22 protein-coding genes, 1 tRNA gene and 1 pseudogene are annotated in these 24443 nt (G+C 33.9%); 16 read left to right on the forward strand and 8 right to left on the reverse strand.

All coding sequences use genetic code 11. The features are described 5' to 3' along the window. Positions 1-9: 9 nt before the first annotated feature. From G6R40_RS00240 to G6R40_RS00250, 3 genes are all read right to left on the reverse strand, one after another. Positions 10-1152: a DUF3800 domain-containing protein gene (locus G6R40_RS00240; RefSeq protein WP_165130428.1), complete on the reverse strand. Its 1143-nt coding sequence runs from the start codon at positions 1150-1152 to the stop codon at positions 10-12. A gap of 118 nt (positions 1153-1270) precedes the next feature. Next, positions 1271-2083 (reverse strand): hypothetical protein, encoded by an 813-nt coding sequence (locus G6R40_RS00245; RefSeq protein ID WP_165130438.1) that lies wholly within the window; start codon positions 2081-2083, stop codon positions 1271-1273. A 14-nt stretch (positions 2084-2097) separates the two neighbouring features. Next, on the reverse strand, positions 2098-2619 hold the full coding sequence (locus G6R40_RS00250) for a hypothetical protein (protein ID WP_165130440.1): 522 nt from the start codon (positions 2617-2619) through the stop codon (positions 2098-2100). Between the two features lie 228 nt (positions 2620-2847). Here G6R40_RS00250 and G6R40_RS00255 point away from each other — a divergent pair, with 228 nt between their 5' ends. Together G6R40_RS00255 and G6R40_RS00260 are read left to right on the forward strand one after the other, a co-directional pair. Then, positions 2848-3372, forward strand: coding sequence for a hypothetical protein (locus G6R40_RS00255; RefSeq protein ID WP_165130442.1), 525 nt, complete (start codon positions 2848-2850; stop codon positions 3370-3372). Between the two features lie 182 nt (positions 3373-3554). Next, positions 3555-4758: pseudogene (locus G6R40_RS00260) on the forward strand (IS256 family transposase). Between the two features lie 101 nt (positions 4759-4859). On the opposite strand, the gene G6R40_RS00265 reads toward G6R40_RS00260, so the two are convergent. Genes G6R40_RS00265 through G6R40_RS00275 form a run of 3 tightly spaced genes read right to left on the reverse strand, consistent with a single transcriptional unit; the run spans position 4860 to position 6899 of the window. Then, a complete protein-coding gene (locus tag G6R40_RS00265; RefSeq protein ID WP_165130444.1) occupies positions 4860-5303 on the reverse strand; it encodes a JAB domain-containing protein in 444 nt (147 codons plus the stop codon). A 59-nt stretch (positions 5304-5362) separates the two neighbouring features. Further along, the gene (locus G6R40_RS00270; protein ID WP_165130446.1) at positions 5363-6436 is read right to left on the reverse strand and encodes a DUF932 domain-containing protein; all 1074 of its coding nucleotides are present in this window, start codon (positions 6434-6436) and stop codon (positions 5363-5365) included. A 43-nt stretch (positions 6437-6479) separates the two neighbouring features. Then, complete coding sequence (locus G6R40_RS00275; RefSeq protein ID WP_165130448.1) at positions 6480-6899, reverse strand: single-stranded DNA-binding protein; 420 nt, start codon at positions 6897-6899, stop codon at positions 6480-6482. A gap of 493 nt (positions 6900-7392) precedes the next feature. Between G6R40_RS00275 and G6R40_RS00280 the strand changes: the two genes are divergently transcribed. Both G6R40_RS00280 and G6R40_RS00285 read left to right on the forward strand, forming a co-directional pair. Next, positions 7393-7608 carry a hypothetical protein gene (locus G6R40_RS00280; RefSeq protein ID WP_165130450.1) on the forward strand — a complete coding sequence of 72 codons (216 nt, stop codon included), beginning with the start codon at positions 7393-7395 and terminating at the stop codon, positions 7606-7608. Positions 7609-7707: 99 nt separating this feature from the next. Then, a complete protein-coding gene (locus tag G6R40_RS00285; protein WP_165130452.1) occupies positions 7708-9270 on the forward strand; it encodes a recombinase family protein in 1563 nt (520 codons plus the stop codon). Here the strand turns inward: G6R40_RS00285 and G6R40_RS00290 are convergent. Next, positions 9236-9309 (reverse strand) — tRNA-Arg (locus G6R40_RS00290). The two genes, G6R40_RS00285 and G6R40_RS00290, sit on opposite strands and share 35 nt — an antisense overlap. A 47-nt stretch (positions 9310-9356) precedes the next feature. On the opposite strand from G6R40_RS00290, the gene G6R40_RS00295 reads away from it, so the two are divergent. The 5 genes from G6R40_RS00295 (at position 9357) to G6R40_RS00315 (ending at position 14360) form a co-directional block, all read left to right on the forward strand. Beyond that, a complete protein-coding gene (locus G6R40_RS00295) occupies positions 9357-10403 on the forward strand; it encodes an ABC transporter substrate-binding protein (protein ID WP_165130454.1) in 1047 nt (348 codons plus the stop codon). 2 nt (positions 10404-10405) lie between these two features. Next, the gene (locus G6R40_RS00300; RefSeq protein ID WP_165130456.1) at positions 10406-11230 is read left to right on the forward strand and encodes a CPBP family intramembrane glutamic endopeptidase; all 825 of its coding nucleotides are present in this window, start codon (positions 10406-10408) and stop codon (positions 11228-11230) included. Positions 11231-11240: 10 nt separating this feature from the next. Beyond that, on the forward strand, positions 11241-11819 hold the full coding sequence (gene rdgB / locus G6R40_RS00305) for an RdgB/HAM1 family non-canonical purine NTP pyrophosphatase (RefSeq protein ID WP_165137422.1): 579 nt from the start codon (positions 11241-11243) through the stop codon (positions 11817-11819). Positions 11820-11828: 9 nt separating this feature from the next. Beyond that, complete coding sequence (locus G6R40_RS00310) at positions 11829-12743, forward strand: ribonuclease Z (protein WP_165130458.1); 915 nt, start codon at positions 11829-11831, stop codon at positions 12741-12743. Between the two features lie 78 nt (positions 12744-12821). Next, complete coding sequence (locus tag G6R40_RS00315) at positions 12822-14360, forward strand: serine hydrolase (protein WP_165130460.1); 1539 nt, start codon at positions 12822-12824, stop codon at positions 14358-14360. A gap of 48 nt (positions 14361-14408) precedes the next feature. On the opposite strand, the gene G6R40_RS00320 is transcribed toward G6R40_RS00315, so the two are convergent. Then, on the reverse strand, positions 14409-15317 hold the full coding sequence (locus G6R40_RS00320; protein WP_165130462.1) for a CorA family divalent cation transporter: 909 nt from the start codon (positions 15315-15317) through the stop codon (positions 14409-14411). Between the two features lie 223 nt (positions 15318-15540). Between G6R40_RS00320 and G6R40_RS00325 the strand changes: the two genes are divergently transcribed. The 7 genes from G6R40_RS00325 (at position 15541) to G6R40_RS00355 (ending at position 24414) form a co-directional block, all read left to right on the forward strand. Then, on the forward strand, positions 15541-16563 hold the full coding sequence (locus G6R40_RS00325) for a 3-oxoacyl-ACP synthase III family protein (RefSeq protein WP_165130464.1): 1023 nt from the start codon (positions 15541-15543) through the stop codon (positions 16561-16563). Positions 16564-16843: 280 nt separating this feature from the next. Continuing rightward, on the forward strand, positions 16844-19258 hold the full coding sequence (locus tag G6R40_RS00330) for a TonB-dependent receptor plug domain-containing protein (protein WP_165137425.1): 2415 nt from the start codon (positions 16844-16846) through the stop codon (positions 19256-19258). A gap of 329 nt (positions 19259-19587) precedes the next feature. Further along, positions 19588-20280 (forward strand): dipeptidase PepE, encoded by a 693-nt coding sequence (pepE, locus tag G6R40_RS00335; RefSeq protein ID WP_165130466.1) that lies wholly within the window; start codon positions 19588-19590, stop codon positions 20278-20280. 5 nt (positions 20281-20285) lie between these two features. Further along, positions 20286-20879 carry an HD domain-containing protein gene (locus tag G6R40_RS00340; RefSeq protein WP_165130468.1) on the forward strand — a complete coding sequence of 198 codons (594 nt, stop codon included), beginning with the start codon at positions 20286-20288 and terminating at the stop codon, positions 20877-20879. Positions 20880-21123: 244 nt separating this feature from the next. Continuing rightward, on the forward strand, positions 21124-21483 hold the full coding sequence (locus G6R40_RS00345) for a BlaI/MecI/CopY family transcriptional regulator (protein ID WP_165130470.1): 360 nt from the start codon (positions 21124-21126) through the stop codon (positions 21481-21483). Continuing rightward, positions 21483-23507 (forward strand): M56 family metallopeptidase, encoded by a 2025-nt coding sequence (locus G6R40_RS00350; RefSeq protein WP_165130472.1) that lies wholly within the window; start codon positions 21483-21485, stop codon positions 23505-23507. Before G6R40_RS00345 ends, G6R40_RS00350 begins: the two co-directional genes overlap by 1 nt. A gap of 76 nt (positions 23508-23583) precedes the next feature. Beyond that, entirely contained in the window at positions 23584-24414 is an 831-nt protein-coding gene (locus tag G6R40_RS00355) for a GLPGLI family protein (RefSeq protein WP_165130474.1), read from the forward strand. Positions 24415-24443: the final 29 nt, after the last annotated feature.

The raw sequence follows: 24443 nt of genomic DNA on the forward strand, positions 1-24443 counted from the left end.
TTTTTATCATTATTTTTTCATACCCATAATAATATCTTTTAAAATTTCAAATTCAGCATCGTCTAAAATATCTAAAGCATTATTTGTCGCCAATAATATTGATTCTCTGCATAGACTTATCCTGCGCAGCAAGGGTAGCACGATAGAATTTCCGTGTTGAACATATTTTTTTATTTCGTTATGGTTTACAGGTATTTTATACCCCTCACGACTGCTGCCAATCAGAATGCCTTTGTCTCTGAGGCCACCTACCATATTTACGAATTGCTCTTTACTCAGCTTAGATTCCCTATTAACATTAAGATGTTCGATAAATTCCTGGGCTGTTGTATAATTCTTGTAATGATTGGCTTCATGATACCGAACCAGTACCTTAAGAAAATTTATTGAATCCTGCATCTGTTGAGTTTCTGGTGATGCAGTATCAAGATAATCGAAAATACTTCGGAGACTGAGATCGGTTATTGCCTGGCTATAAAATTCATCCGCTTTCGCTTCATTATACTCATTGATTTTATAAACTTTTGGAAAATGATTAATACTAATGATTTTTCCGGATAAAATCTCTAAAAACTGCTGGGAATAATCACTCTTTTTATGTTCGTCAAAAATATATCCTAAAGTTCCGGCAATAAAATCTGCAACTTGTACTCCTAATTCTTTGTCGCTTTTATTGACAAAAAATTCAGAGCCTTCAAATAATGTACGAATGTGATTTTGTCGTACATACTCTTTAAATTCAAGCATAAATTCATTTCCTCCGTGTTCGTCTACTTTCAGTTCAAGCTTTGGAAATGTTTTATAAAGCTCTTTATACAAAATGCCGTTTAGATATTTGTAAAAAGATTTTTTGTATTTAAAACCTTCGCCATATAGTTTTGTTTTATCGACCACAACAGAATAAATATTGAACTTGAGTTTTGACAGCTCATTTAAAATAAGCAATCTTCTTCTGTGATTATCTTTTACTTTTGATGATTTAATTTCTCCGGTCTGAAAATATTTTGATCGGATTTTTTCCACCTCATTATAAAATTCTTCCAAGTCCTCATAATTGACAATAATACTAGCAATGATAAAGTGAGAACTTTCCGTAGAAAATTTAAATGAATTATTTCCGAATTCGTCGGCAAAGGCAATAACCTGTTTCATATCAATAAAGTAATACTATAAAAATACTGAAAAAAATGGTTTATCAGAAAAGTAACATCTAATCTTAAAAACAGTTTAGCTCATCTACTAAAATCAATATTTTACAAATCAAAATCAGTTAAATACTTATAATTGAATTTGCAATTCTTTTTTCCCCTCCAATTGGTGTTGTATAAAATCTTTGCTGTATTCCCCATAAAACAAATTTCAGATCATCATCTGTTTCAATTTTAAACTTTCCATCTTCAAAGACTACTTGACTATATTCGCTCGTGTAAGAATATACAGCTTGTTTTTCGGAATCCGATAAATTATTTAATGTCTCCATAACTAATGCAATTCTTTTTCTGTTGAGCACTGAAACACTTCTGTGGTCAAAATCAGAATCTACTTCAAGAAAATCTTTTTGTAAAAAAGAATCAGTCTCTGTAGCAGTTGCTTCTTTATATAACTGATCCATCCCTTTAAAAATTTTTTGAGCAGCCGTTAACCTTTTAAAATATAGCGTATCAGAATGTTTATCGTAGATCGCGTCGGCAAACGGATTCACTGTTATAATAGGTTTTTCTGTTTCAAGTGTCAGCTCGTCAATTGAAAACCATTTTTTACTTATAAAAATGCTAGAATTAATAATCTGGAAAAAATAGAGATTATTCTGTACCGTACAGATAAACGAAAGTTTTGTTAGATCAGTTCTTGTAATCTGGTCGTGATTTACAGAATTTAGATCGTTTTCTAAGAAATCAAAAGAATATCCAGATTGAGAAAATTGTGAAACCTTATAAAGTTCTTCATTTTCGATAATGGTAGCAGGATTATATTCAACTCCAGTTAAATTTAACTGTGAAGTATTATATACATCTTCTTCGGTTTCAATTACACGAAAGATGTTATTTTTTCTTTTTACTTTCCCATAAATAAAGGTTGCCATAAAAAATATTATTTTTAAAGTTCTATAAACGTATAATTATTGATTCTTCTTAAGCTATCAAAGCTATCATTGCCAGGAATTTTCAGTTGTTTTTTAGTTATTAAAAAGATTTTAATATTTGCCGAAGTTTTTATAAAATAAAAATGATATCCAAATAATAAAAAAATTGGATTGAAATAAAGTGTCTGTGATAAATATGTAAAAATATAAATGATTAAAAAGACAATTATTAGTGTCGGAATATCATTTATCCCTAGAGAAACAAAAAAGTAACCTAAATAAGTCGGTAAGAAATTATTGTTGGCTAATTCAATTTCCGTAACTGAACTTGCTTGTAACTGATCTCGAGGCAGTTTTCTAGCAATAAGAAAGCTTAAAGCTGTAAAGAGTATCGGAACTAAAATAAATAGCCCCCAGGATAAATACATTGAATATTGTTCAAGAAAATTAAAAACAAATTTATCTTTCACCAGAAATACAACAATGATTAACCACGTTGAGTTAAAAGCTAAAAATAATTGATAAAAATATTTCATTTCTTTTATTTTCTACATGATGATAAAATTGTAAAATTTTGAAACTATTGCAAATATAGCCTGTATATTTTCTTAATCATTACGGTTTCCCTTAAAAGCAAAAATATATATAAACTGAGTTTTTCAAATCCGTATTTTCACTGAAAATTTACTTTTATTAATTAAAACTTTATTGATTTACTTATATTAGTAAAATTAGAATATAATAACCACTAAAAAAACTAAAAAATGACACTCAATGAATTTATTGCAGAATCTTCTTCATTAGATAATTCTACAGGCAATTTCGCAAAGAAAATCTTAGATGATGAGAGATTTCCAGCTGAGCAATCAGAAAGACAAATGCTGGATTATTTAGATTTTGAAACCCGAAAAGAAGGAGTGAACAGAACATTCCAAAGATTTCTTGCAGAATTTAGAAAGAAAAATAATAAAACACTAAAGATTGTCTTAAATTTTTTAAAGGAGAATAATATACAATCACTCAATGATGCGACTGAAAAAGGAATAGCAATGGGCTACGTGGAGGCTTGCGGTTATATAGTAACTATACCTCTGGGAAATGATTATCCGCCATCTATATCGAAAGATATGGATCAGCTTGGAGAAATGAATATGCAATGGGTTGATATTTCGAATGGAGAACAAGTACAAAGTTTTTTATTTGATGGACCTAATTTAGGAGATGGTATAACGCTTCGTTTTTGTTGTCAGGAAATACAATTTAACTTTTTACTTTCATTAATAGACTAATAAATATTAAAAATGTAAAATTTAATTTCCAGAATTAGATTTTACATTTTTTTAATGCGCTTTTTTCGGTAGCGTCCCACTAACTGTGTAAGTTAAAAAGTTATTCTGAAAAATTATGAGCCCTCAAAGCTCAAATAATTTTTCGGAAATAACTTTTTACTATTTTTAAACATTACATAGTTATGATCGACAAAGAAGAATTATTAAACAACAAGGATCTTTACAAGTCCTTTAAGAATGGAGAAGATTTAACCACTTTTTTCAAAGAACTGCACAAAAAAGCAGTAGAACATATGCTAGATGCTGAATTAGACAGCCATCTGGACAATGAAAAATACGAAAAAACATTAAGTGGAAATTACCGAAACGGACATGGAACTAAGAAAATAAAATCCTCATTTGGAGAATCGGAGATTAAAGTTCCCAGAGACCGTGAAGGTAGTTTTGAACCCACCTTAGTTCCCAAAAGACACAATATTATTGATGGTTTGGAGAACATCATCATCTCGTTTTATGCTAAAGGAATGAGCGTTTCGGATATCGAAGAACAGATTAAAGAAATGTATGATTTTGATGTTTCTACCTCCACCATTTCCAGAATTACTAGTGCTGTTGCCAATGAAGTAGTTGCTTGGCAAAACCGACCGTTAGACGATTTGTATCTTATTGTTTGGATGGATGGAATAGTTTTTAAAGTCAGAGAAAACTCAAAAGTCATCAACAAAACCATTTACTTAGCCGTTGGATTAAACCGAGAAGGACGAAAAGATGTTCTTGGTATGTGGCTTGGAAAAAACGAAAGTTTCCAGTTTTTGGATGAATGTTTTAACGGATTTAAAAGCTCGTGGAGTTGAGGATATTTTGATTACAGCTACTGATAATCTTAATGGTTTTACTCAGACTATTCGCTCGGTTTTCCCTGAATCTCAAACTCAAATTTGTGTGGTTCATCAAATCAGGAACGCTTGTAAATATGTAGTCTGGAAGGATAGAAAAGAATTTTCTGCCGACATGAAACACATTTATACAGCACCTAACAAAGATGCTGCAAAAGCAGCTTTAGAAGATTTTGCAACCAAGTGGGAAAGTAAATATTTGTACGCTATTCAATCTGGGAAAAACAATTGGGATGAATTAACCGTCTTTTTTGAATTCCCACTTGAAATTCGAAAAATCATTTATACCACTAATCTCATTGAAAATCTGAATGGGAAAATCAGAAAGTATACCAAAAACAAAATGTCTTTCCCTACCGATGATGCCGTGTTGAAATCTGTTTATTTAGCTCTCAAAGAATCTACTAAGAAGTGGACAATGCCTATTCACAATTGGGGAATTGTTTTAAACCAATTTATGATTATTTTTGACAAAAGGCTCAGATTATAAAATCCAAGCCCTAACTTTTTAACTTACACACTTTATGGGATAGTGTCTCGAAAAAATAAAACAGACGGCAAAATTTTCTGCCCTCTGTTTTTCTTTACTAATTACAAATGTCTGTCATCTGCAAATGATATGTAAGCTGTAGAGCTTAATATACAATGGTCGAGCAATTGAATATTTAAAAACTGTGCAGCCTCTTTTATTTTCTGCGTCATTTTTAAATCTTCCTGAGATGGCTTCAAGTTTCCCGATGGGTGGTTATGTGCTAAAATAATTCCTGATGCATTGCACAAAAGTGCTGCTTGCATAATGATTCTGACATCAACAATCGTTGAAGATATTCCAGATTCTGAAATCTTCTTTATTCCTAAAACTCTGTTTGCTTGGTTTAAGTAAAGGGCAAAAAAAGATTCTCGGTAATCCATTTCATCACTGTCAAAATGCTCTTTAAAAATTTTGACCGCATCCCGTGAAGTAGTAATTAATTTTTCACAATTTCCTTTTCTTGAATAGCTTAACTTTATTTCGTTTACGATATTGAATTTCATATTTTGTACTCTGACTACGGCAGAGATTTGTTTTTCCCGTAATTGCAGTGATTAAAAAATTAGTTCACTAAAATTGAATCAGTTCCAAAACCTGCAAACTTTTCGCATAGTTCAAAAGCTTTTTGTGATTTCATTTGAGCTGTTCCACCCATAACAATAGACTTTAGTTTAGCTTCATCATCTTTATAGGTTTTTACATTCTGATAAAAGCCTGTCACCGCATTATATGCACCGAATAAAGTCCCTTTTGTGGTTTCCATTTGTTGAGTGTCACTCATCATTGCATAGGCAAAAGCATCATCAACAGTATTTTTAAAAACGGTTGACAGCTCGTCAAGATTTCCTTTTTGCAGATGTTTTAAAGTTTCTTTATTGGGACAGAGTGCCAACTGAATTAATTTTTTCATTTCATCGTCACCGACTTTAATTTTTGCCCAATAATTAAATGTTTCTTCTAATTGAGTGCTTAATGTATTGGCTAATCCCATAACTTTATGAGCATCTTCCAAACGTTGTTTAGCTCCTGCGGTATGTCTGATTCTTATGACATTGCTCATATTTTTAAGAGATGCGTTTAGAGTATTTTGACAAACAATACGAATAGGTGTAAAAGCGGCGGTAATACTTCCGCTCCCATCATGTGAAGTTGTCAAGAAAATGTATTTTTCTGTAATATCGTCACCGTTTCCAACTCGGATATAGTCGGGAAGTTTTGCGGTAATAAAAATACGCTCACCATTTCCCAAAGCTCCTGCAGTCTCATATAAAATACCATTTCCACCACCTACAATAGAATCAAAGAAAGAAAACGCTTCACGGTTTTGTACAATTTGGTAATCTTTTCCCACTACACCCAAAACAGTATTATTATCTGTTCGGATATTTGCAAAATAATTAGGAACTTCCAATTCAGAATCATTCATAATGATGTTATCATCTGTTTCAATGATGCCTGAACCTTTTGTAAACAATGCAGATTTTTCGACCTCGTAATCTAGACCTGCAAATCTTATTGCTTCTGCACTTGTGGGATATTCTTCTACCAATTGACCCAAGTTGTGCCAAGCTTTTTCTTTAACTGTGAAAAATGAATATTTTCCTGTTCTGCTGTTGAAATTTAAATTATGTGCCATTATGTTTGTATTTTAAAAATTAGAAAAATGTTTGAGAATATTTTTAGAATGGTAAATTGTCATCCTTTTCATTTTTGTCTGACGTTGATTTTTGAGCTTTAGTCTTTGCTGATTTAGGACTGTTTTTAGAAGCCGTTTTAGTAGCATCTGACTTATTTACTCCTCCATGAAATTTGATTTGTGAGGTATGGAAATTTAATCCTGCGTGTGCTTCCCCATCTTTTCCAATCCATGCACTTGTGTAAGCTCTTCCGCTTAATTCTACTAATACCCCTTTAGTGAAAATCTCAGCTACTTTTGGAGAAATCCAGTAAGAGCAATCAAAGTATGTTGTTTGCTCAATTCGTTCGCCTTGTTTATTGCGATAATTGTCATTGGTAGCAACTGAAAAATTTACTACTTGCTTTTTGTTTGACAGTGTACGGACCTCCGCATCTCTTGTCAGTCTTCCGATAATGTTCATAACATTGCTTTTTTAAGATTGTACATTTTGCTTTGTTCACAATCTCTTCTCCGCCCTTTCTCTAAAAGCCTCGCAAGGCTTCGCTTAATATTTTTCAAAAGAAAAACCGGAAAAAAGAAAGCAGATAATCTTATAGGGCAATAGGAAAAGCCAAGAGGAAACGGAATAATTGGAGGGTACCTTTAGGGAGGAAACCGTTTATGCCGTAGTCTTTTGGCTGGCATTAAGAATTGGATGAACTATATACCTTAGCTGCCTTTTTACCGGTTTATTATGGAAAATATTTATTACAATATTATCTCAATAAATATTTGTAGAATTTACTTTCTGTTCTTTTATAAATTTTGGTGAACTCTTACTTTTAAAAAATATTATAATTTAAAAATGTTAGAAAAATAAAGCCAATTCATGACTTACAAAGAAGTAAAAATAAAGTGATATAGCTGCTTTTCTAAATTACAATTATTGAGATACAATTCTCAATAAGATTGTCATGAAGAGAGAAATATCAAAGGAACAAAACATCCAAAAAGTTAAAATCGATACATACATTCCAACAATACAGTTAAAGAAAATTCCACCGGAAAAAGCTTTGCAGTTGCTTAATAAGGCTGGTTATGAAATAAATAGAGATGAGGCAGAAGAAATTATGGAATTTTTATATACTATCGTAAAACTTACGCTCAAAGAATTTTTTACATCTGATTGATAATTTGTATCTTAGCTGTATATCGGAATGATGAATTTCTATAGCATCACAATTTCTTTGATGCTTCCTAAACTAAATTTTAACGAAATCAATACAATTATGATTATTGCAGATTTGTATATAAGGGTGTCAACCGATGAACAGGCTGAAAAAGGTTATTCACAAAGAGATCAGAATGAAAGATTAAGAAAATATTGTGCTAACCACGATATAGCTATTAATAGGGTTATCTATGAAGATCATTCAGCTAAAAGTTTTGAACGTCCTGAATGGAAAAAATATCTCACTGAGATTAAGAGAAAAAGTCATAAAAGCAGTTTAGTTTTATTTACTAAATGGGATCGCTTCAGTCGTAACACTGGGGATGCTTATCAAATGATAAGTTTACTGCAAAAAAATCATATAGTTCCTCAGGCTATTGAACAGCCTTTGGATATGTCGGTTCCTGAAAATAAACTCATGCTGGCAATCTATCTTTCGACTCCTGAGGTAGAAAATGACCGAAGAGCTTTGAATACTTTCCACGGAATGCGAAGAGCAAAAAAAGAGGGTCGATTAATGGGAATCGCTCCTTACGGTTATATAAATAGAAGTCAAGAAGATGGTAAAAAATACATTGCTATAAAAGAACCAGAGGCATCAAATATCGTCTGGGCATTTAATGAGATTTCAAAAGGACATACTCCAGCTGACCACGTGAGACTGCAAATGAATAAAAGAGATGGTTTATCAATGTCACGGAGTGCATTTGCGAAAGCTATGAGAAACCCTGTTTATTGCGGTAAAATATATATAGAGGACTATAAGCGAGAAGAGGCTTACTATACTGATGGGAAACATGAAGCACTTGTAAGTGAAAAACTTTTTTATCAAGTTCAGCAGATAATGGACAAGAAAAGGAAAGTAGAAGGTCCTGGAGGGAGGGTTTTAGGTAATGAGAGGTTTCCGCTTCGAGGTCTTCTTACGTGTCCAAGATGTGGCAAGAACCTTACTGCAAGTGGTGCTAAAGGGAAATCAAAAACGTATTACTACTATCATTGTCATTACAAGTGTGGTTTTAGATTTGACTCTGATAAATTGAATGAACTTTTTGAAACAGAAATCTCAAAATTAGAGTACAATCCAATCATCAAAGACTTGATGAAAGAAATACTTTTAGACAATTATAAACAATTCACTTTTGATATTGATTCGAAAAGAAAATCTATTTCAAAAGAGATTAATTTGCTTAATGAAAAAGTTGCCAATGCAAGAGATAAATATCTAATTGATAAATTGGATGAGGATGACTATAAAGAGATAAAAAATCTCACAAAAACCCAAATTGAACAGTTGGAATTGGAACTTCAGCATATTGTTGCAGAAAGCAAAGAACTTGACATCAAGACAAAAATAGAAAATGCATTAGATTCAATGGAAAATCTTGTAAACCTCTATCAGCAGGGCGATTTGCAAACAAAAAGGACGATAGGGTGTTTGATATTTCCTCAAAAAGTCGAATTTGACGGAAAAAGTTTTCAAACACCTAAAATGAACATAGTTGCTCAATGTATTTATCAGTATAACAATGGGTTAGGAAATAAAAAAAACCGACATAAGAGAGTAAAATCTACAAATGTCGGTCTTGTGACCTCGACAGGATTCAAACCTGTAACCTTCTGAGCCGTAATCAGATGCGCTATTCAGTTGCGCCACGAGGCCTTGTATTTCGGTTTGCAAATATAGCAATATTTTCTTTACTTTGAAATATGAAAGCAACTTTTTTAAATTTATTTTGTTTTTTATTTCTTATCTCTTGCCAGAAAAAAAATGAAAAACAACTGGATGATTTCATAACTATTTCAGACAGATTGGGTTATCGCTATGAAGTTTCAGATTTGGTTATTAAAACTGGAAAATTCGAAAATCGCATCGACACAGAAAAATTAGGTTTAAAAAAAGTGGTTCTTCTCAATTCTTCGCTTTTGGGTTATTTTTCGGAGTTAAATCTGGTTGATAAAATCATTGGAATCTCTAGTCCCGAGTATATTTTTGATGATAGTATCAGAAATAAAGTTGAAACGGGTAAAATAGCAAATGTAGGAAATGAACAAAAATATGATCTTGAGAAAATAATTGCTTTGCAGCCCGACGCGGTTTTTACCAACTACGTTCCGAGTTTCGGAAATACTTATGATATCTTGAGACAATCAAACATCGAAGTTATTTTCCTAGACGAATATTTGGAAACGTCTCCATTAAGTAAGAGTAAATATTTATTGCTTTTTGGAGAGTTATTTAATGTTAAAAAAGAAGCGGAAATACGTTATAAAAAGATAGAGGACGATTATCATCAACTGCGAAATCTAGCGCAACAAGCGACGGAACAACCCGTTGTTTTGTGTAACGAAATCTACGGCAATCAATGGTTTTTGCCTGGCGGAAAATCATCTGCAGCTATTTATTTTAAAGATGCCAATGCTAGTTATATTTTGTCGGATAATCAGGAAGTCAATGCAATTCCGTTCAGTTTTGAAGAGGTTTTCAAAAAAGCAGAACAAGCAAAATATTGGGTTAATATTGGGTCTTACCAAAGTAAAAAAGCAATGTTAAATATCAACGCAAATTATGCTAAAATGAAGGTGTTCCAAAACGGAAAATTATACATGATAAACAATCGCGAACATGGATTGGCAAACGATTATTTCCAAAGTGGAAATGTGCGCGCCGATTTGGTTTTGAAAGATTATATCAATATTTTCCACCCCGAATTGTTCCCGAACGAAAATCTTTATTATTTTAAAGAATTGAAATAACGATGAAATCTACAATACTGCCATTTAATTTTTTTGCCGCCGTCATTTTGTTTTTAGGACTTTTGACTGGACAAATGTTAATCGCTCTTTTGGGCGTAGCTTGTCTATATTTTTTACATATCGACTATGCGGCATCGCCAGTATTTATGATTGTTGGTTATATTGTCAGCATGGCTTTCCCAGTTTTGTTTTATTATTTATTTATTCTAAAACCTCACAAGCTAAAACTACAATTTGATTTTAAAAAGAATTCTTTTTTAGTGTACTTGTTGGCATTCCCATGTATGTTTGGGATGATGTTGATGGCAGAATATTTGGTGACTTTTGTGCCAACAACAGGTCCTGTTTTTGGAGAATTGTACAAAAGTTTTGTAATGCAAATGTCGTCGTTGGCAATGGATAATGTCACGATGATTTTGTTAACGGTTATTTTAGCACCCATATTAGAAGAAGTATTATTCCGTGGTGTTATTCAAAAATCTATTGTAAAAAATGGGATTAATCCCCGAGTTGCAATCCTGATTTCGTCCTTTGTTTTTGGTGCTTTTCATGTCTATCCATGGCAGTTTGTTGGGGCTTTTTTGTTGGGACTTGTCTTGGGATTAATCTATGAAAAAACGCAGTCGTTATTGTTGCCAATACTTTTGCATGCTTTTAATAATCTTATTTCAGCTTTGCTAATGATGAAGTATGGCGCAGAAACATCACAAAACATTCTCTCTATTGATCCGATTTATAGTTTTATGATTGGTGCAGGGATTTTTAATGTTTTTATGTTGGCTCTAAATGTTTATTTTAAAAGAAAAGCTAGTATCTTTGAAGGATAATTTATGCGCGATGGAAATATTGGTAGCTACCCATAATCTTCACAAAAAAGAAGAAATTCAACAAATATTAGGATCAGATTATTTTGTATTAAGTCTTACCGATTATAATCTTAATGAAGAAATTATTGAAGACGGAAACACTTTCGCTGAAAACGCACTGATTAAAGCAAAATACTGTTTTGAAAAAACTGGAAAACCAAGCCTTGGTGATGATAGTGGATTGGTGGTTGAAGCATTAGATGGTCGCCCCGGAATTTATTCGGCGCGTTATGCAGGCGATCATGACTTTCAAAAAAACATCAAAAAAGTTTTGGAAGAAATGAAAGAAGAGACCAATCGACGTGCTTATTTTATAACTGTTTTGTGTTTGATGGACGAAACTGGCGAACATTATTTCGAAGGACGCGTGTATGGTAATTTGACAAAAGAAGCCTTTGGTGGTGGCGGTTTTGGTTATGATCCGATATTTATGCCAGACGATCATAATACCACTTTTGCTGAAATGCTGACAGAAGAAAAAAATAAAATTAGCCACAGAAGCGAAGCGCTTAAAAAATTTTTGGACTACCTTTCTGTTCATCCTTTGTAATTAAAATTTGTGAGCACTTATCTTACCATATTAGGATTTAATTCCGCAATTCCGACGATTAATTCTTCACCAACAGCACAACTTTTGGAGATGGAAGAACGTATGTTTCTCATTGATTGTGGCGAAGGGACGCAAGTGCAATTACGGAAAGCTAAAGCTCGATTTTCAAAACTTAATCATATTTTTATATCGCATCTTCATGGCGATCATTGTTTTGGATTACCTGGATTAATCGCTTCTTTCAGACTTTTGGGAAGAACTAATCCTTTGCACATCTACGGGCCGAAAGGTATCAAGAAAATGTTGGAAACGATTTTTACAATCACAGAAACCTACCGTGGATTCGAGCTTATTTATCATGAATTGGACAAAAAAGTTTCCGAAAAAATCTATGAAGACAAAAGAGTAGAAGTTTTTACAATTCCTTTGGACCATCGTATTTATTGCAATGGTTATTTGTTTAAGGAAAAACCAAAAGAACGCCATCTTAATATGCATGCTATTTCGCAATATTCGGAAATCGAAATTTGTGATTATCAAAATCTTAGAAATGGAAAAGATTTCGTTTGCGAGGATGGAAGTGTAATTCCAAATCAAGAATTAACAACTGATCCCAAAGCTTCGGTTTCTTACGCCTTTTGTAGTGATACAAGATATAAAGAAGATATTATTCCTCTTATAAAACATGTTGATGTCTTGTATCATGAATCAACATTTCTTCACGAACTGAAAGAAATGGCAGATTATACAGGCCACACAACAGCCCTAGAAGCAGCTACAATTGCGAAAAAAGCAGAAGTCAGTAAGTTGATTATGGGGCATTTTTCAAATCGTTATGATGATCTTACAGTAATGACTAACGAAGCGCGCCAAATCTTCCCCAATTCTTATCTTCCAAAAGCTTTAGAACCAATTAAGCTTTAGCAATTCGGTATTTTCGAAAGAGAAAGTCTCTATTTTACAGCTTTTATTCAATATCTTTGACTTCATAATTTATTAAGTATGAAGAAAAGATTTATGCTAATGTTCGTTTTGGCAACGTCTTCTTTTTGGGCGCAATTGCCAGAAGCCAAGCTAGACGAACTTATCAAAAACACCATCACAACTTTCGATGTTCCAGGAATGTCTGTCGGCATTGTAAAAGATGGTCAAGTGGTTTATTCTAAAGGATTCGGTGTACGATCGCTGAAGAATAATCTTCCTATGGATAGCAACACTTTGGTGGGGATTGCTTCCAATTCTAAAGGTTTTACGGCAACAGCATTGGCTATTTTAGCTGATGAAGGTAAATTGAATTGGGACGACAAAGTTTCCAAATTTATCCCAGAATTCCAGATGTATGATCCTTATGTTTCGCAAGAAATTACGATTCGTGATCTTATTACCCATCGCGCTGGTCTTGGTCTAGGACAAGGCGATTTGATGTTTTTTCCAGAAGGCGGAACACAAACAATCAAAGATATTGTGCACAATGTTCGGTATTTGAAACCAGATCATTCTTTCCGCACAAAACTTGAATATAACAACATTATGTTCATTGTCGCTGGAGAAGTTATTACAAGAATTAGTGGACTTTCTTGGGCGGATTTTATAGAGCAAAAAATTCTAAAACCAGTGGGAATGACCTCTAGTTTTGGATCTTATAATCGTGCAAAATCTTCATCAAACATCATTGATGCACACGCACCAGTTGACGGAAAAGCTATTGCGGTTCCGCATGACTGGAACGAAACAGCCAACGCAGCTGGCGGTATCATGAGTAACATTACAGATATGACGACGTGGGCAGATTGTCTGTTGAATAATTTTGTTATGAAAAACGGAAAACGTTTGGTTTCTCAGAAAAATGCACATGAGCTTTGGTCTTTGCAAATTTCAGATAAAGTGGCACCCAAAAATCCTTATGATTCCAAATTTTATGGTTATGGATTGGGTTGGTTCTTGACGGATGTTAAAGGCAAATTACAAGTTCAGCACAGTGGTGGACTTATTGGGACGGTAACTTTATTTACTTTAATTCCAGAATTAAAACTCGGTGTTGTGGTGTTGACCAATCAACAATCTGGCGCCGCATTTTCTACGGTAACCAATGCTATTAAAGATAGCTATCTCGGTATTGAGGATCGTAATTGGCTCAAAACTTATTCTGAAAGAATGACAAAAGCTGAAGAACGTTTTAACAAACAAAAGAAAGAGGTGTATAATCAAGTTAAAGTTGCTGAAAAATCAAATATTCTCAAACCAGAACAGTTTGTAGGAGCCTATAGAGATGCGTGGTTTGGCGATGTTGAAATAAAACAAGAAGGCAAAAAATACCGATTGTATTGCAAATCTTCTCCGCGTTTGAAAGGCGACTTGTTGTCTTACAATAATAATACGTTTGTGGTCAAATGGGACGACAGAAGTTACGATGCAGACGCATTTTTTGTGTTAAATTTTGATGAAAATGCAAAAGCGACTTCCGCAACGATGAAACCGATTTCTGATGTTACCGATTTTAGTTTTGACTTTGGCGATTTGGATTTGAAGAAAGTGAAATAATGCGATTGCAAATTCAATTATTATAATTAAAATGGTAAATCAACTGGTTTACCATTTTTTTCTTCTGAAATAAATAAATGTTACAATAACAATAAAAGCCATCACGCTCAAAGTTGCAAAATAACCGTAAGGATTCTTGAGTTCTGGCATGTTTTCAAAGTTCATTCCGTACAATCCTGCAATGAAAGTTAGTGGCAAAAAATAAACCGAAAACATGGCAAGAAGTTTCATCACCTGATTGGCTTTTTGATCAGACAATGCCAAAAACATCGATATCAAGTTGGTAGTTTGCGCGTTGAGGTGGTCAAAATCTGCTATTGCATCTTTCTGCTTGTCCACAAGGTCCATAACTTCCACATCTTCCAATTCCAAAGTATGAAATTTGTTAATCCATTCCGACGAAATATTTAAGATTCTTGTGTTAAGTCCCGATTTGCGTTTTAGTTTGTAAAGACGACGAATTTGATTGGTTTGGTTGGAGTTTTTAAGAAAAATTTCGTTTTCCATATTGTCCAGAACTTCCAGCAGATGTTGGCTTTCGTCATCGTAGGTTTTCATGACTTGCAGGGCAAGTTTTAGTGAGAGTTTATCGGGTTTTATTGTATTTTTTAATTCGGGTTTTTTCTCAATTTCTTCGACCACTTCGCGGATGCTTTTGCTTTTCATACGATGCACGCTGATGATGAGATTCGGTAATACAAAAAGACTTAGCTTGGTACTTACATCACTTATCGAGTTCAGGCTTTGGCGCTCAAGGTCGGTGTTTTCGCGCATCAAGAAGAATTTTACTTCATCAACTTCTTCATATTTAGGAAGGTGATTCGGGTCTATAGTATCTTCTAAAAGGAGATTGTTGATGTGATAACGATTGTGCAGAAAAGCTAAATCTTCTTCGGTTGCCATTTCAACATCGAGCCATTCACAAAATTCGTTTTTTAAAATACTTTCAATTGCCATAGCGCAAAGCTAAATATTTTTTGTAAAAATTGGTGTTTTTATGTAAAGGATAGTAATTATCATTTATTTAATTAAATGTTGGTTATATTGTATGATGTGTGTGTTGTTGGTTTAAATTATTTTTAAAATTTTATAAAATGTAAATATTGGTATTAAATTATAAATAAGTTATTATGTAATAAATAAAATATTATTTTTGCATAACTATTTGTAAACTTAAAATATGTTTAAAAGTAAAATTATAGGTGTAGGACATTACGTTCCTGAAAATATAGTAACCAACGATGATTTGTCAAAGTTAATGGCAACCAATGATGAGTGGATTACCGAAAGAACAGGTATTAAAGAAAGACGTCACCGTAAGAATAGAAATGACAGCGAAGAAACAACCGCTTTTTTAGGTTGTAAAGCCTCAGAAATTGCTATTAAAAATGCTAATCTTACAGCAAAAGATATCGATTATATTATTTTTGCAACTTTATCTCCAGACTATTTTTTTCCAGGAAATGGTGTGTTGTTGCAAGAAATGTTAGGTTGCGATAATATTGGCGCACTGGATGTCAGAAACCAATGTTCGGGTTTTGTCTATGCAATGAGTGTTGCCAATGCCTTGATCGCTTCAGGAACATACAAAAATATTTTGGTTGTAGGCGCAGAAATTCACTCATTTGGTTTGGATTTTTCAGATCGTGGTCGTGGCGTTTCGGTTATCTTTGGAGATGGCGCTGGCGCGGTGGTTTTATCGGCCACAGAAGATGAGAATGCTCAAGGTATTTTGGCTGTTAACATGCACTCGGAAGGGAAATATGCGGAAGAATTGGCTGTTAAATTCCCAGGATCCAAATTTGGCTGGTCGGATAGATTGTTAACAGAACCAGACGCTATTACTGCGGAAGATCTTTATCCTGTGATGAATGGGAATTTCGTTTTCAAACATGCGGTGACAAGGTTCCCAGAAAGTATCCTAGAAGCACTTAACAAAGCTGGAAAAACATTAGACGATTTGGATTTATTAATTCCACATCAAGCTAATATTCGTATTGCGCAATATGTTCAGCAATTGTTAAAATTACCAGACGAAAAGGTGTTTATTAATATTCAAAAATACGGAAATACAACGGCGGCTTCTATCCCAATTGCTCTAAGCGAGGCTATCCAAGAAGATCGAATGAAACGCGGCGATTTGGTATGTATGTCAGCTTTCGGAAGTGGATTTACTTGGGGAAGTGTTTTGTTTGAATATTAATTTTAAAGAAATTTAGTTTTAATAAAATAGACTTTTTGTAAGTCAAAGTCGGGGAATAATCTTCCGACTTTTTTGTTTAGATAATATAGTTTAGCATTATTAATTCCATTCAAAAAAGCATACATGATATTTTATGACGAGAAGATTTATAAAAATTATTTTACCAGACAATCTTTTTATGCTATTACACGTTTTTAGATTTTAAATACTCAACATTAATCGTATATTTAACGACCAAAAAAACGAAGCATTGAAAAATTATATTTCCTTATTTCTTTTGATGACGCCTTTGGCTGTTTTCTCTCAAATTAATTTAAAAGTTTTGGACGAAGATGGTAACGCAGTTGGGCAAGCAAAAGTCACTTATAACAATCAAGAATACCAAACCGATACCAAGGGTTTTATTAAAATTCCTTTAGCAGACCAGGTTACAAGCCTTTCTGTTGAGAAAGAAGATTTCAAATCTTTTACTAAAAGTATCCCGACTTCTCCAAAAACGCAGAATTTAAATATTTTGTTTTTGCCTGTTAATAAGGTTAATGAGATCAAAGAAGTGGTGTTTCAAAAAAGAGTTAAACCAAAATCTAATGATCTTAGCTCGATAGAAATTTCGCCTCGTGAAGCTCAAATTGTAGCTTCGCTTTCTGGAGGTGTCGAAGGATTGATTAAAACTTTACCCCAATTCAACTCCAATACAGAGCTCAGTTCGCAATATATGGTGCGTGGTGGTAACTACGATGAAAACCTAATCTACATCAATGATGTCGAAATCTACAGACCTTTCTTGATTCGTAATTCTATGCAAGAAGGGATGAGTATCATCAATCCTGATATGGTGGGATCTCTTAATGTTTCTGCCGGAGGTTTTGAAGCGCGCTATGGTGATAAGATGTCGTCTGTGCTTAATATCTATTACAGACAACCGAAAGAATTCGAGGTTTCTGGAGAAGCATCGCTTATTGGTGGACGTTTGACCGTTGGTGGTGCAAGCAAGGATAAAAAGTTTTCTGCATTGGTAAGTGGACGTTATAGAAATACCAATTTGGTATTGAATACGCTAAATGAAGATACAGACTTCAATCCTCAATATATGGACATACAGTCTTACATCAATTATGATTTTAATGACAAACTAAAATTATCATTTTTAGGATATTTTTCTAAAAACGATTACGAGATGATTCCAAAACAAAAAGATGTTGATTTTGGATCATTATTACAACCAATTCGTTTGACGGTGGGTTACAACGGTAAAGAAGATGACCAGTATAAAAATATGATGGGAACTTTGAGCCTTAACTATAAACCTACAAAAAAATGGAATATTGGGATTGATGCTTTTGCTTATCAAAACCGTGAGCGCGAATATTACAGCATTGCTTCGGGATATATGTTGCAAGCATTCGATCCAGAAACTGGTGATCCAGTGGCAACTTACGATGCGGGAGGACAAATCGATCATGCCAGAAATGATCTGAGAGTTCGTACAATGGGCGCGCAGGCGAAAGCACGTTTTTCCCCAAATGTGAATACCGATTTTGAAGTTGGCGTTAAATTCGAAAAAGAAAAATTACAAGACAATACCAACGAATGGCAATTGGTGGACTCGTTAGGTTATAATGTGCCGAGAGATTTTGTACTTCCAGGAAGTCTGGATGCATCTTCATTAAAACTAAAATACCTTATCGCAGGCGCTAATAATATCGATGCGACGAGAGTTTCGGCTTATGCACAATATTCTCAAAAATTTAATTGGGGCGACAACAAAGTATTTGTCAATGCTGGAGTGAGAATGCAAAACTGGAGTTTTAATAAAGAAACCTTGATTAGTCCAAGAGCACAGTTTGCTATAAAACCGAATTGGGATATGGACATGTTGTTTAAGTTAACCGGAGGTGTATATTACCAAGCGCCTTTCTATAAAGAGATCAAAGACCTTAATGGAGATTTTAACTCAGACATCAAAGCACAACGTTCTTACCAAATTATTTTAAGCAACGACTACGAATTCCGTTTGGGAAGCAACCGCGATTCAAAACCATTCAAATTGACAACAGAAGCTTATTATAAGAAATTTGATAATTTGATTCCTTATTATTTAGATAATGTAAGAATTCGTTATTCTGGTAAAAACAATGCGGAAGGTTATGCTTATGGTCTAGATACGCGATTGTTCGGTGAGTTTGTGCCAGGGGTTGACTCGTGGATTTCCGCAAGTTATGCCAGAGTTTACGAAAATATTGATAACAAAGGTTACATTCCAAGACCAACAGATCAGCGTTTCAGATTTTCATTATTCTATCAAGATTATATGCCAAAATTCCCGAGTATGCGGGTTAACTTGACATTGACGTATGCTAGCGGATTACCTTCTGGGACTCCAGTAATGTTTGATGATAATGGACAACCAGACTATTTGGCAGCCTATAATTATCAAAGAACTTTACCTGCTTATAAGCGTGTTGACATCGGTTTGACAAAAGTATTTATAGATCAAAAAGACAATAAAGTGGTTGGCGGATTTTGGTCTAACTTCCGCGAGTTGACGTTGGGTGTTCAGATTTTCAATGCCTTTAATATTAATAATACAGTTGCTAATCAATGGATTAACGATGTTAATAGTACGGGATATTATCCAGTTCCGGTTCGATTGACAGGACGATTCTTCAATGTGAAATTAGAATTTAAACTATAGCAATAAAAGCTTCGAAACATTTTCGAAGCTTTTATTTTTTTGGGCATATCCTCGCTCGGTAACTTCCGGCGCTTGCTACGCCGCGCCTCCAGTTCCTCACTCGGTCGGGCTGTCCGCTGTATCTTTTTTGTCACTCGGTCGGCTCCGCTTCGCTCCGCCACCTCGTTCCAAAAAAGGATGCCGCTTCCATCCCTTATGCGAAAAGTGAAATATTCCTGATGTAATTGAATCATATTCCCGAAATTTGTGCTTAGGAATTAGGAACAAGGAACAAGAAATTAGAAACAAGAAATTAGAAACAAGAAATTACATTTTAGAAAAAAATAAAAATGAACATTATATTAGCATCGACGTCAACCTTGTATGGAGACGAATATTTAGAGTATTTAAGATCAGAATTAGAACAGCTTTATCAAGATGTCACCGACATCCTTTTTGTGCCATTTGCCCGTCCAGGTGGAATATCGCATGAAGATTACACTGCAAAGGCCGCTGTTTTTTTTGAAACGATTGGTAAAAAAGTAAAAGGACTTCACGAGGTTAATGACAAAATCGAAGCCATTAATAGCGCCCAAGCTTATTTTACTGGAGGAGGAAATACTTTTCTGTTGGTAAAAAACTTACATGAAAACAACCTCATGTCCGTTCTTATGCAAAATGTAAAATCAGGAAAGCCTTATTTAGGTTGTAGCGCAGGAAGCAATATTGGCGGTGTTAATATGAGAACAACCAACGATATGCCGATTGTCTATCCATCGAGTTTTGACTGTATGGGATTGGTACCTTTCAACATCAATCCACATTATTTGGATCCAAATCCAGATTTGCATCACAATGGTGAAACCAGAGAAACGCGTATCCTCGAATTTTTAACACAAAACGATTTGAAAGTTGTCGGACTCCGCGAAGGCAACTGGATTCGTCGTGTAGGAGACAAGATAACAGTAGAAGGTACACATCTGACAAGGATTTTTGAACAAGGAAAAATGCCGTACGAAATTGAAGTTGGAACTGAATTATAAAAAAAATGAAACTACAAAAAGAAATCGATTTTATCCTAGCTGTTGACGCACTCAAAAATGTTAACAGAAGAAATTATAACGCTGACGACTCGCGGCGGGAAAACACGGCAGAACACAGCTGGCAAATCGTGATTCTTGCGCAGATACTTTATCCTTATGCGAAAGACAAGGGAAATGTCGATTTGCTACGGGTGATTCGTATGTTGTCGATTCATGATCTTGTGGAGATCTATGCTGGCGATACTTTTTTGTTTGATGAAAATGCCATGGAAGGCAAGTTCGAACGTGAGAAAATTGCGGCACGCAAGATTTTTGGCATTTTAGGAGAACATTTAGCAGATGAGTTTTACAATCTTTGGATAGAGTTCGAGGAAGAACAGACGCCAGATGCTATTTTTGCTTGTTCGATAGATCGTATTATGCCTTTTATACTTAACACGCATACTTCCGGGAAAAGCTGGACAGAAGCCAATGTTAAAGAAAATCAGGTTCGTCATATGTTGGAAGATGCCATCAAAAAAGCGTCCGACGAAATGGGCGAGGCTTTTGATATTTTGTTGCAGAAAGCTTTGGATCAAAATCTATTAATTCAGGAATAAATATTGTTCTTATTTCTAATCCATTTTTGTTTAAATAATATTAAGATTTAAACTATTGATTTATAGAGTTTTAATAAAATAATTGATGTTCGCAGTATGCTTTTGTATTTCCTTCTAAATAGGGTTTAAAAAAAATTAACAAGCTTTAACTATAAAAATAGTTGTACGAATAAAAAATTAGTTTACATTTGTATTACTAAGAAATTAGTGATATAAGATTGATTGACTTTTAAAAGAACTGACTATGACTAAATTAACAAAAGCCGAAGAACAAGTAATGCAATATTTGTGGCACATCCAAAAAGGTTTCTTAAAAGATATTTTGGAACTTTTTCCAGAACCAAAACCGCATACCAATACGGTGTCTACCATTTTGAAGATTTTGTTGGAGAAAGGTTTTGTCGATTATACAACCCACGGACGTCAACACGAATATTTTGCAGTGATTACCAAGGAACAATACAGTGGCAGAAGCATCAAAAGTCTGGTGAAAAACTACTTTGAAGGTTCTTACAAAAACGCGGTTTCTTTTTTGGTTGAAAAAAACGAAATAAGTGTTGAAGATTTAGAACACCTGTTAGACGAACTCAAAAACAAGGACTAATGGACGCTTTCTTACTTTATCTCATCAAGATGATGGTCTGCTCTGCGGTGATGTACGCTTATTATCTGTGGTTTCTGAAAGATAAAACCTTTCATCATTACAATCGTTTTTATCTTTTGTTGACGGTCTTTATTAGTTTCAGTTTGCCGTTGTTAAAGTTGTCTTACTTTACCATTGATATCAACCCGAAATTAATGTTTTTAATACAAAATTTACAAGAATCTCAAACAACTTCTACAGAACATGGTTTCCATATTTATCAAATTTTTTATGCTATTGTTGGATTGGTTTCAATCCTATTTTTAGCAAAACTTCTTTTAGGTTTATTAAGAATTAATCATATCAAAAAATCTTTTCCTCATGAGGAATTGCAAGGCATTAAGTTTTATCAAACCAATTTGGAAGAAGCACCATTTTCGTTTTTTAGGAATCTATTTTGGAAAAATTCTATCCAAATGGAATCTGCTGTTGGACGACAGATTTTAAAACACGAAATGGTCCATATCGAACAAAAACACACTTGGGACAAACTCTTCATGCAAATTGCGAAATCTATATTTTGGATGAACCCTTTGTTCTACATAATCAACCGAGAAATCAATCTTATACACGAATACTTAGCGGACAACAAAGCTGTAAAACGTTCTGACACCAAAGCATTTGCGCAGATGCTTTTGGAAAGTCACTTCCCGGGAACGACAATTCCAGCTACAAGTCCATTTTTATCATCTAACCTCAAAAAAAGATTAAAAATGCTTACAAAAAGTAAAACCAAATACAGTTATGCGCGCAGGATTTTTGCTTTGCCGCTACTGTTTATGCTATCTTTCGCGTACCTCGTAAATGCGAAAAACAACGAAATTAAAACAACCAATCTACAAATTGATAAAGCTGTTGACCAAATTAAAAAAGATACAGCCATTGTAGTGGAGACCAACATCTTGCCCGACAAAGTTAACCAAGCCCATGACGGATTGAGAGAAACCACAAAACAGATTTCTAAGGATAATCAAATGATTGCGGATATCAATAAAAAAATTGCTGATAAAAATAAAGCGATTAACGAATTGATTAAAAATAAAAAAACCGATACGCAAGAATTTGTTGATAAAGAAAAAGAAATTGATTTTCTAAATCTGCAAGCGGATAATATTATTAATTCTGAGCGTTATCAAAATCTTTTGAAGCAATCTGACGAATACGGAAAACAAATCGATGATTTTTATAACTCAGCAGAGTGGATCAATAAAGTGGCAGCAATAGAAAAAAATGCGGCGGAGATGGAAGCCAAATACAACTCTCCAGAATGGAAAAAGAAAGTAGCAATTATGGAGAAACGTGCGGCTGAGATGGAAGCCAAATATAACTCTCCAGAATGGAAAAAGAAAGTGGCGGCTATGGAGAAACGTGCTTCAGAAATTGAAAAACGCGTCAATTCTTCGGAGTTTAAAAAGAAAATTGAAGAAGCTAAAAAAAGCGGAAACAATGTTTATTTCTTTAACGATGCTAATCTAGCAAAGGCTTTTGAATTGAAAGATATCAATTTTGATGATTTTAAATTTAATAATGAAGAAGTTAAAAAATTATTAAAAGACTTACCAACTTTTGAATTGAAAGACATTAATTTTGGAGATGTTGCTTTCGGTAGAGAAATGACGCCAAAAGAAAAACGTCAGTACGAAAAGCGGAAAAAAGAAGTCAAAGAACTTCAGAAAAAACTCAACGAAAAACGTAAAGAACTTGGTGCTAATAATTTGATTGTTGATCGTCCTTGGATTGTTTCTAATGCTAAGGCCATGACAATTCCGAGATTTAATAACGGTATTTCGATTAATAAAAATGATAGCAAATCTGAGATTAATGGCAGCGATTTTAGAAATTATACTTCCGGAGATATGAAGTTTTTTATAAATGGTAAAGAAGTTTCTAAATCTGAAATGGACAAAATAAGTCCAAAAGATATCAAAAGTGTGAACGTCAACAAGTACAATGACAAAGGTGAAATAAAAATCGAAACCAAATAATCACATTAAATTTACAATAATCAGCCTCATTAGTTAATTTTAAATGGGGCTTTTTTTAACCCATTTTACAGAATACATGAAATCAGTTTTCTTAGCTTTTAGTTTTTTGATGAGTTTAAATTTACTTTCTCAAAATCAACGCTACATTTACGAATACAAATTAATAAAAGATTCTACGAACAAAACCAGTCAGCGCACCGAAATAATGTACCTCGACACCTCGAAAGAAGCTTCCAATTATTATAGTTATACCGCTTTTCATTCAGATTCTTTAGTTCGGGCCAATCTGGAAATGCAGCTGAAAGCTACGGGCGTTATTAACATCAAACCAAATATGAGAGTAGATGCAGAACGTTATTCGGTTTCAAAAACTTATCCAGATTTCCGAACAGAATTACATACACGAATTGGAATGGATGCTTACAAAATTCTTGAGAATCGAAAAATGAATTGGAACATTCTCCCCGAAAAACATCAAATAGGGAAGTGGCAAACGCAAAAGGCGACTTTGGATTTTGGTGGAAGACATTGGAAGGCTTGGTTCGCGACAGAAATTCCGTTGCAGGATGGACCTTACAAGTTTGCTGGACTACCAGGACTTATTGTTAAAATTGAAGACCAAACGCAATCTCATATTTTAGAATTAAAAGGTATTAAGAATCTGAGTTCTGAGGAATTTAGTGCGGTTCGAAAACCAAGAAATGAAATTTCGCTTAGTTTAAAACAATATCAAAAGTTGTTAGCCGATTATGCAAAAGATCCAACACTAGGTTTGAAACAAGCGACGATGGGTGCTGTTGTTATGATGGGTGCAGAAGGCGATAATAAAAAATGGATAAAAGAGCGCGAAGCCAAAATGAAAGAAGATCTTAAAAAAGATAATAATAACATCGAGTTAAGTTTTTAATAAATAAAAAGCCAAAGTTCAAAACTTTG

This window comes from Chryseobacterium sp. POL2, assembly GCF_011058315.1.
GTDB lineage: Bacteria > Bacteroidota > Bacteroidia > Flavobacteriales > Weeksellaceae > Soonwooa.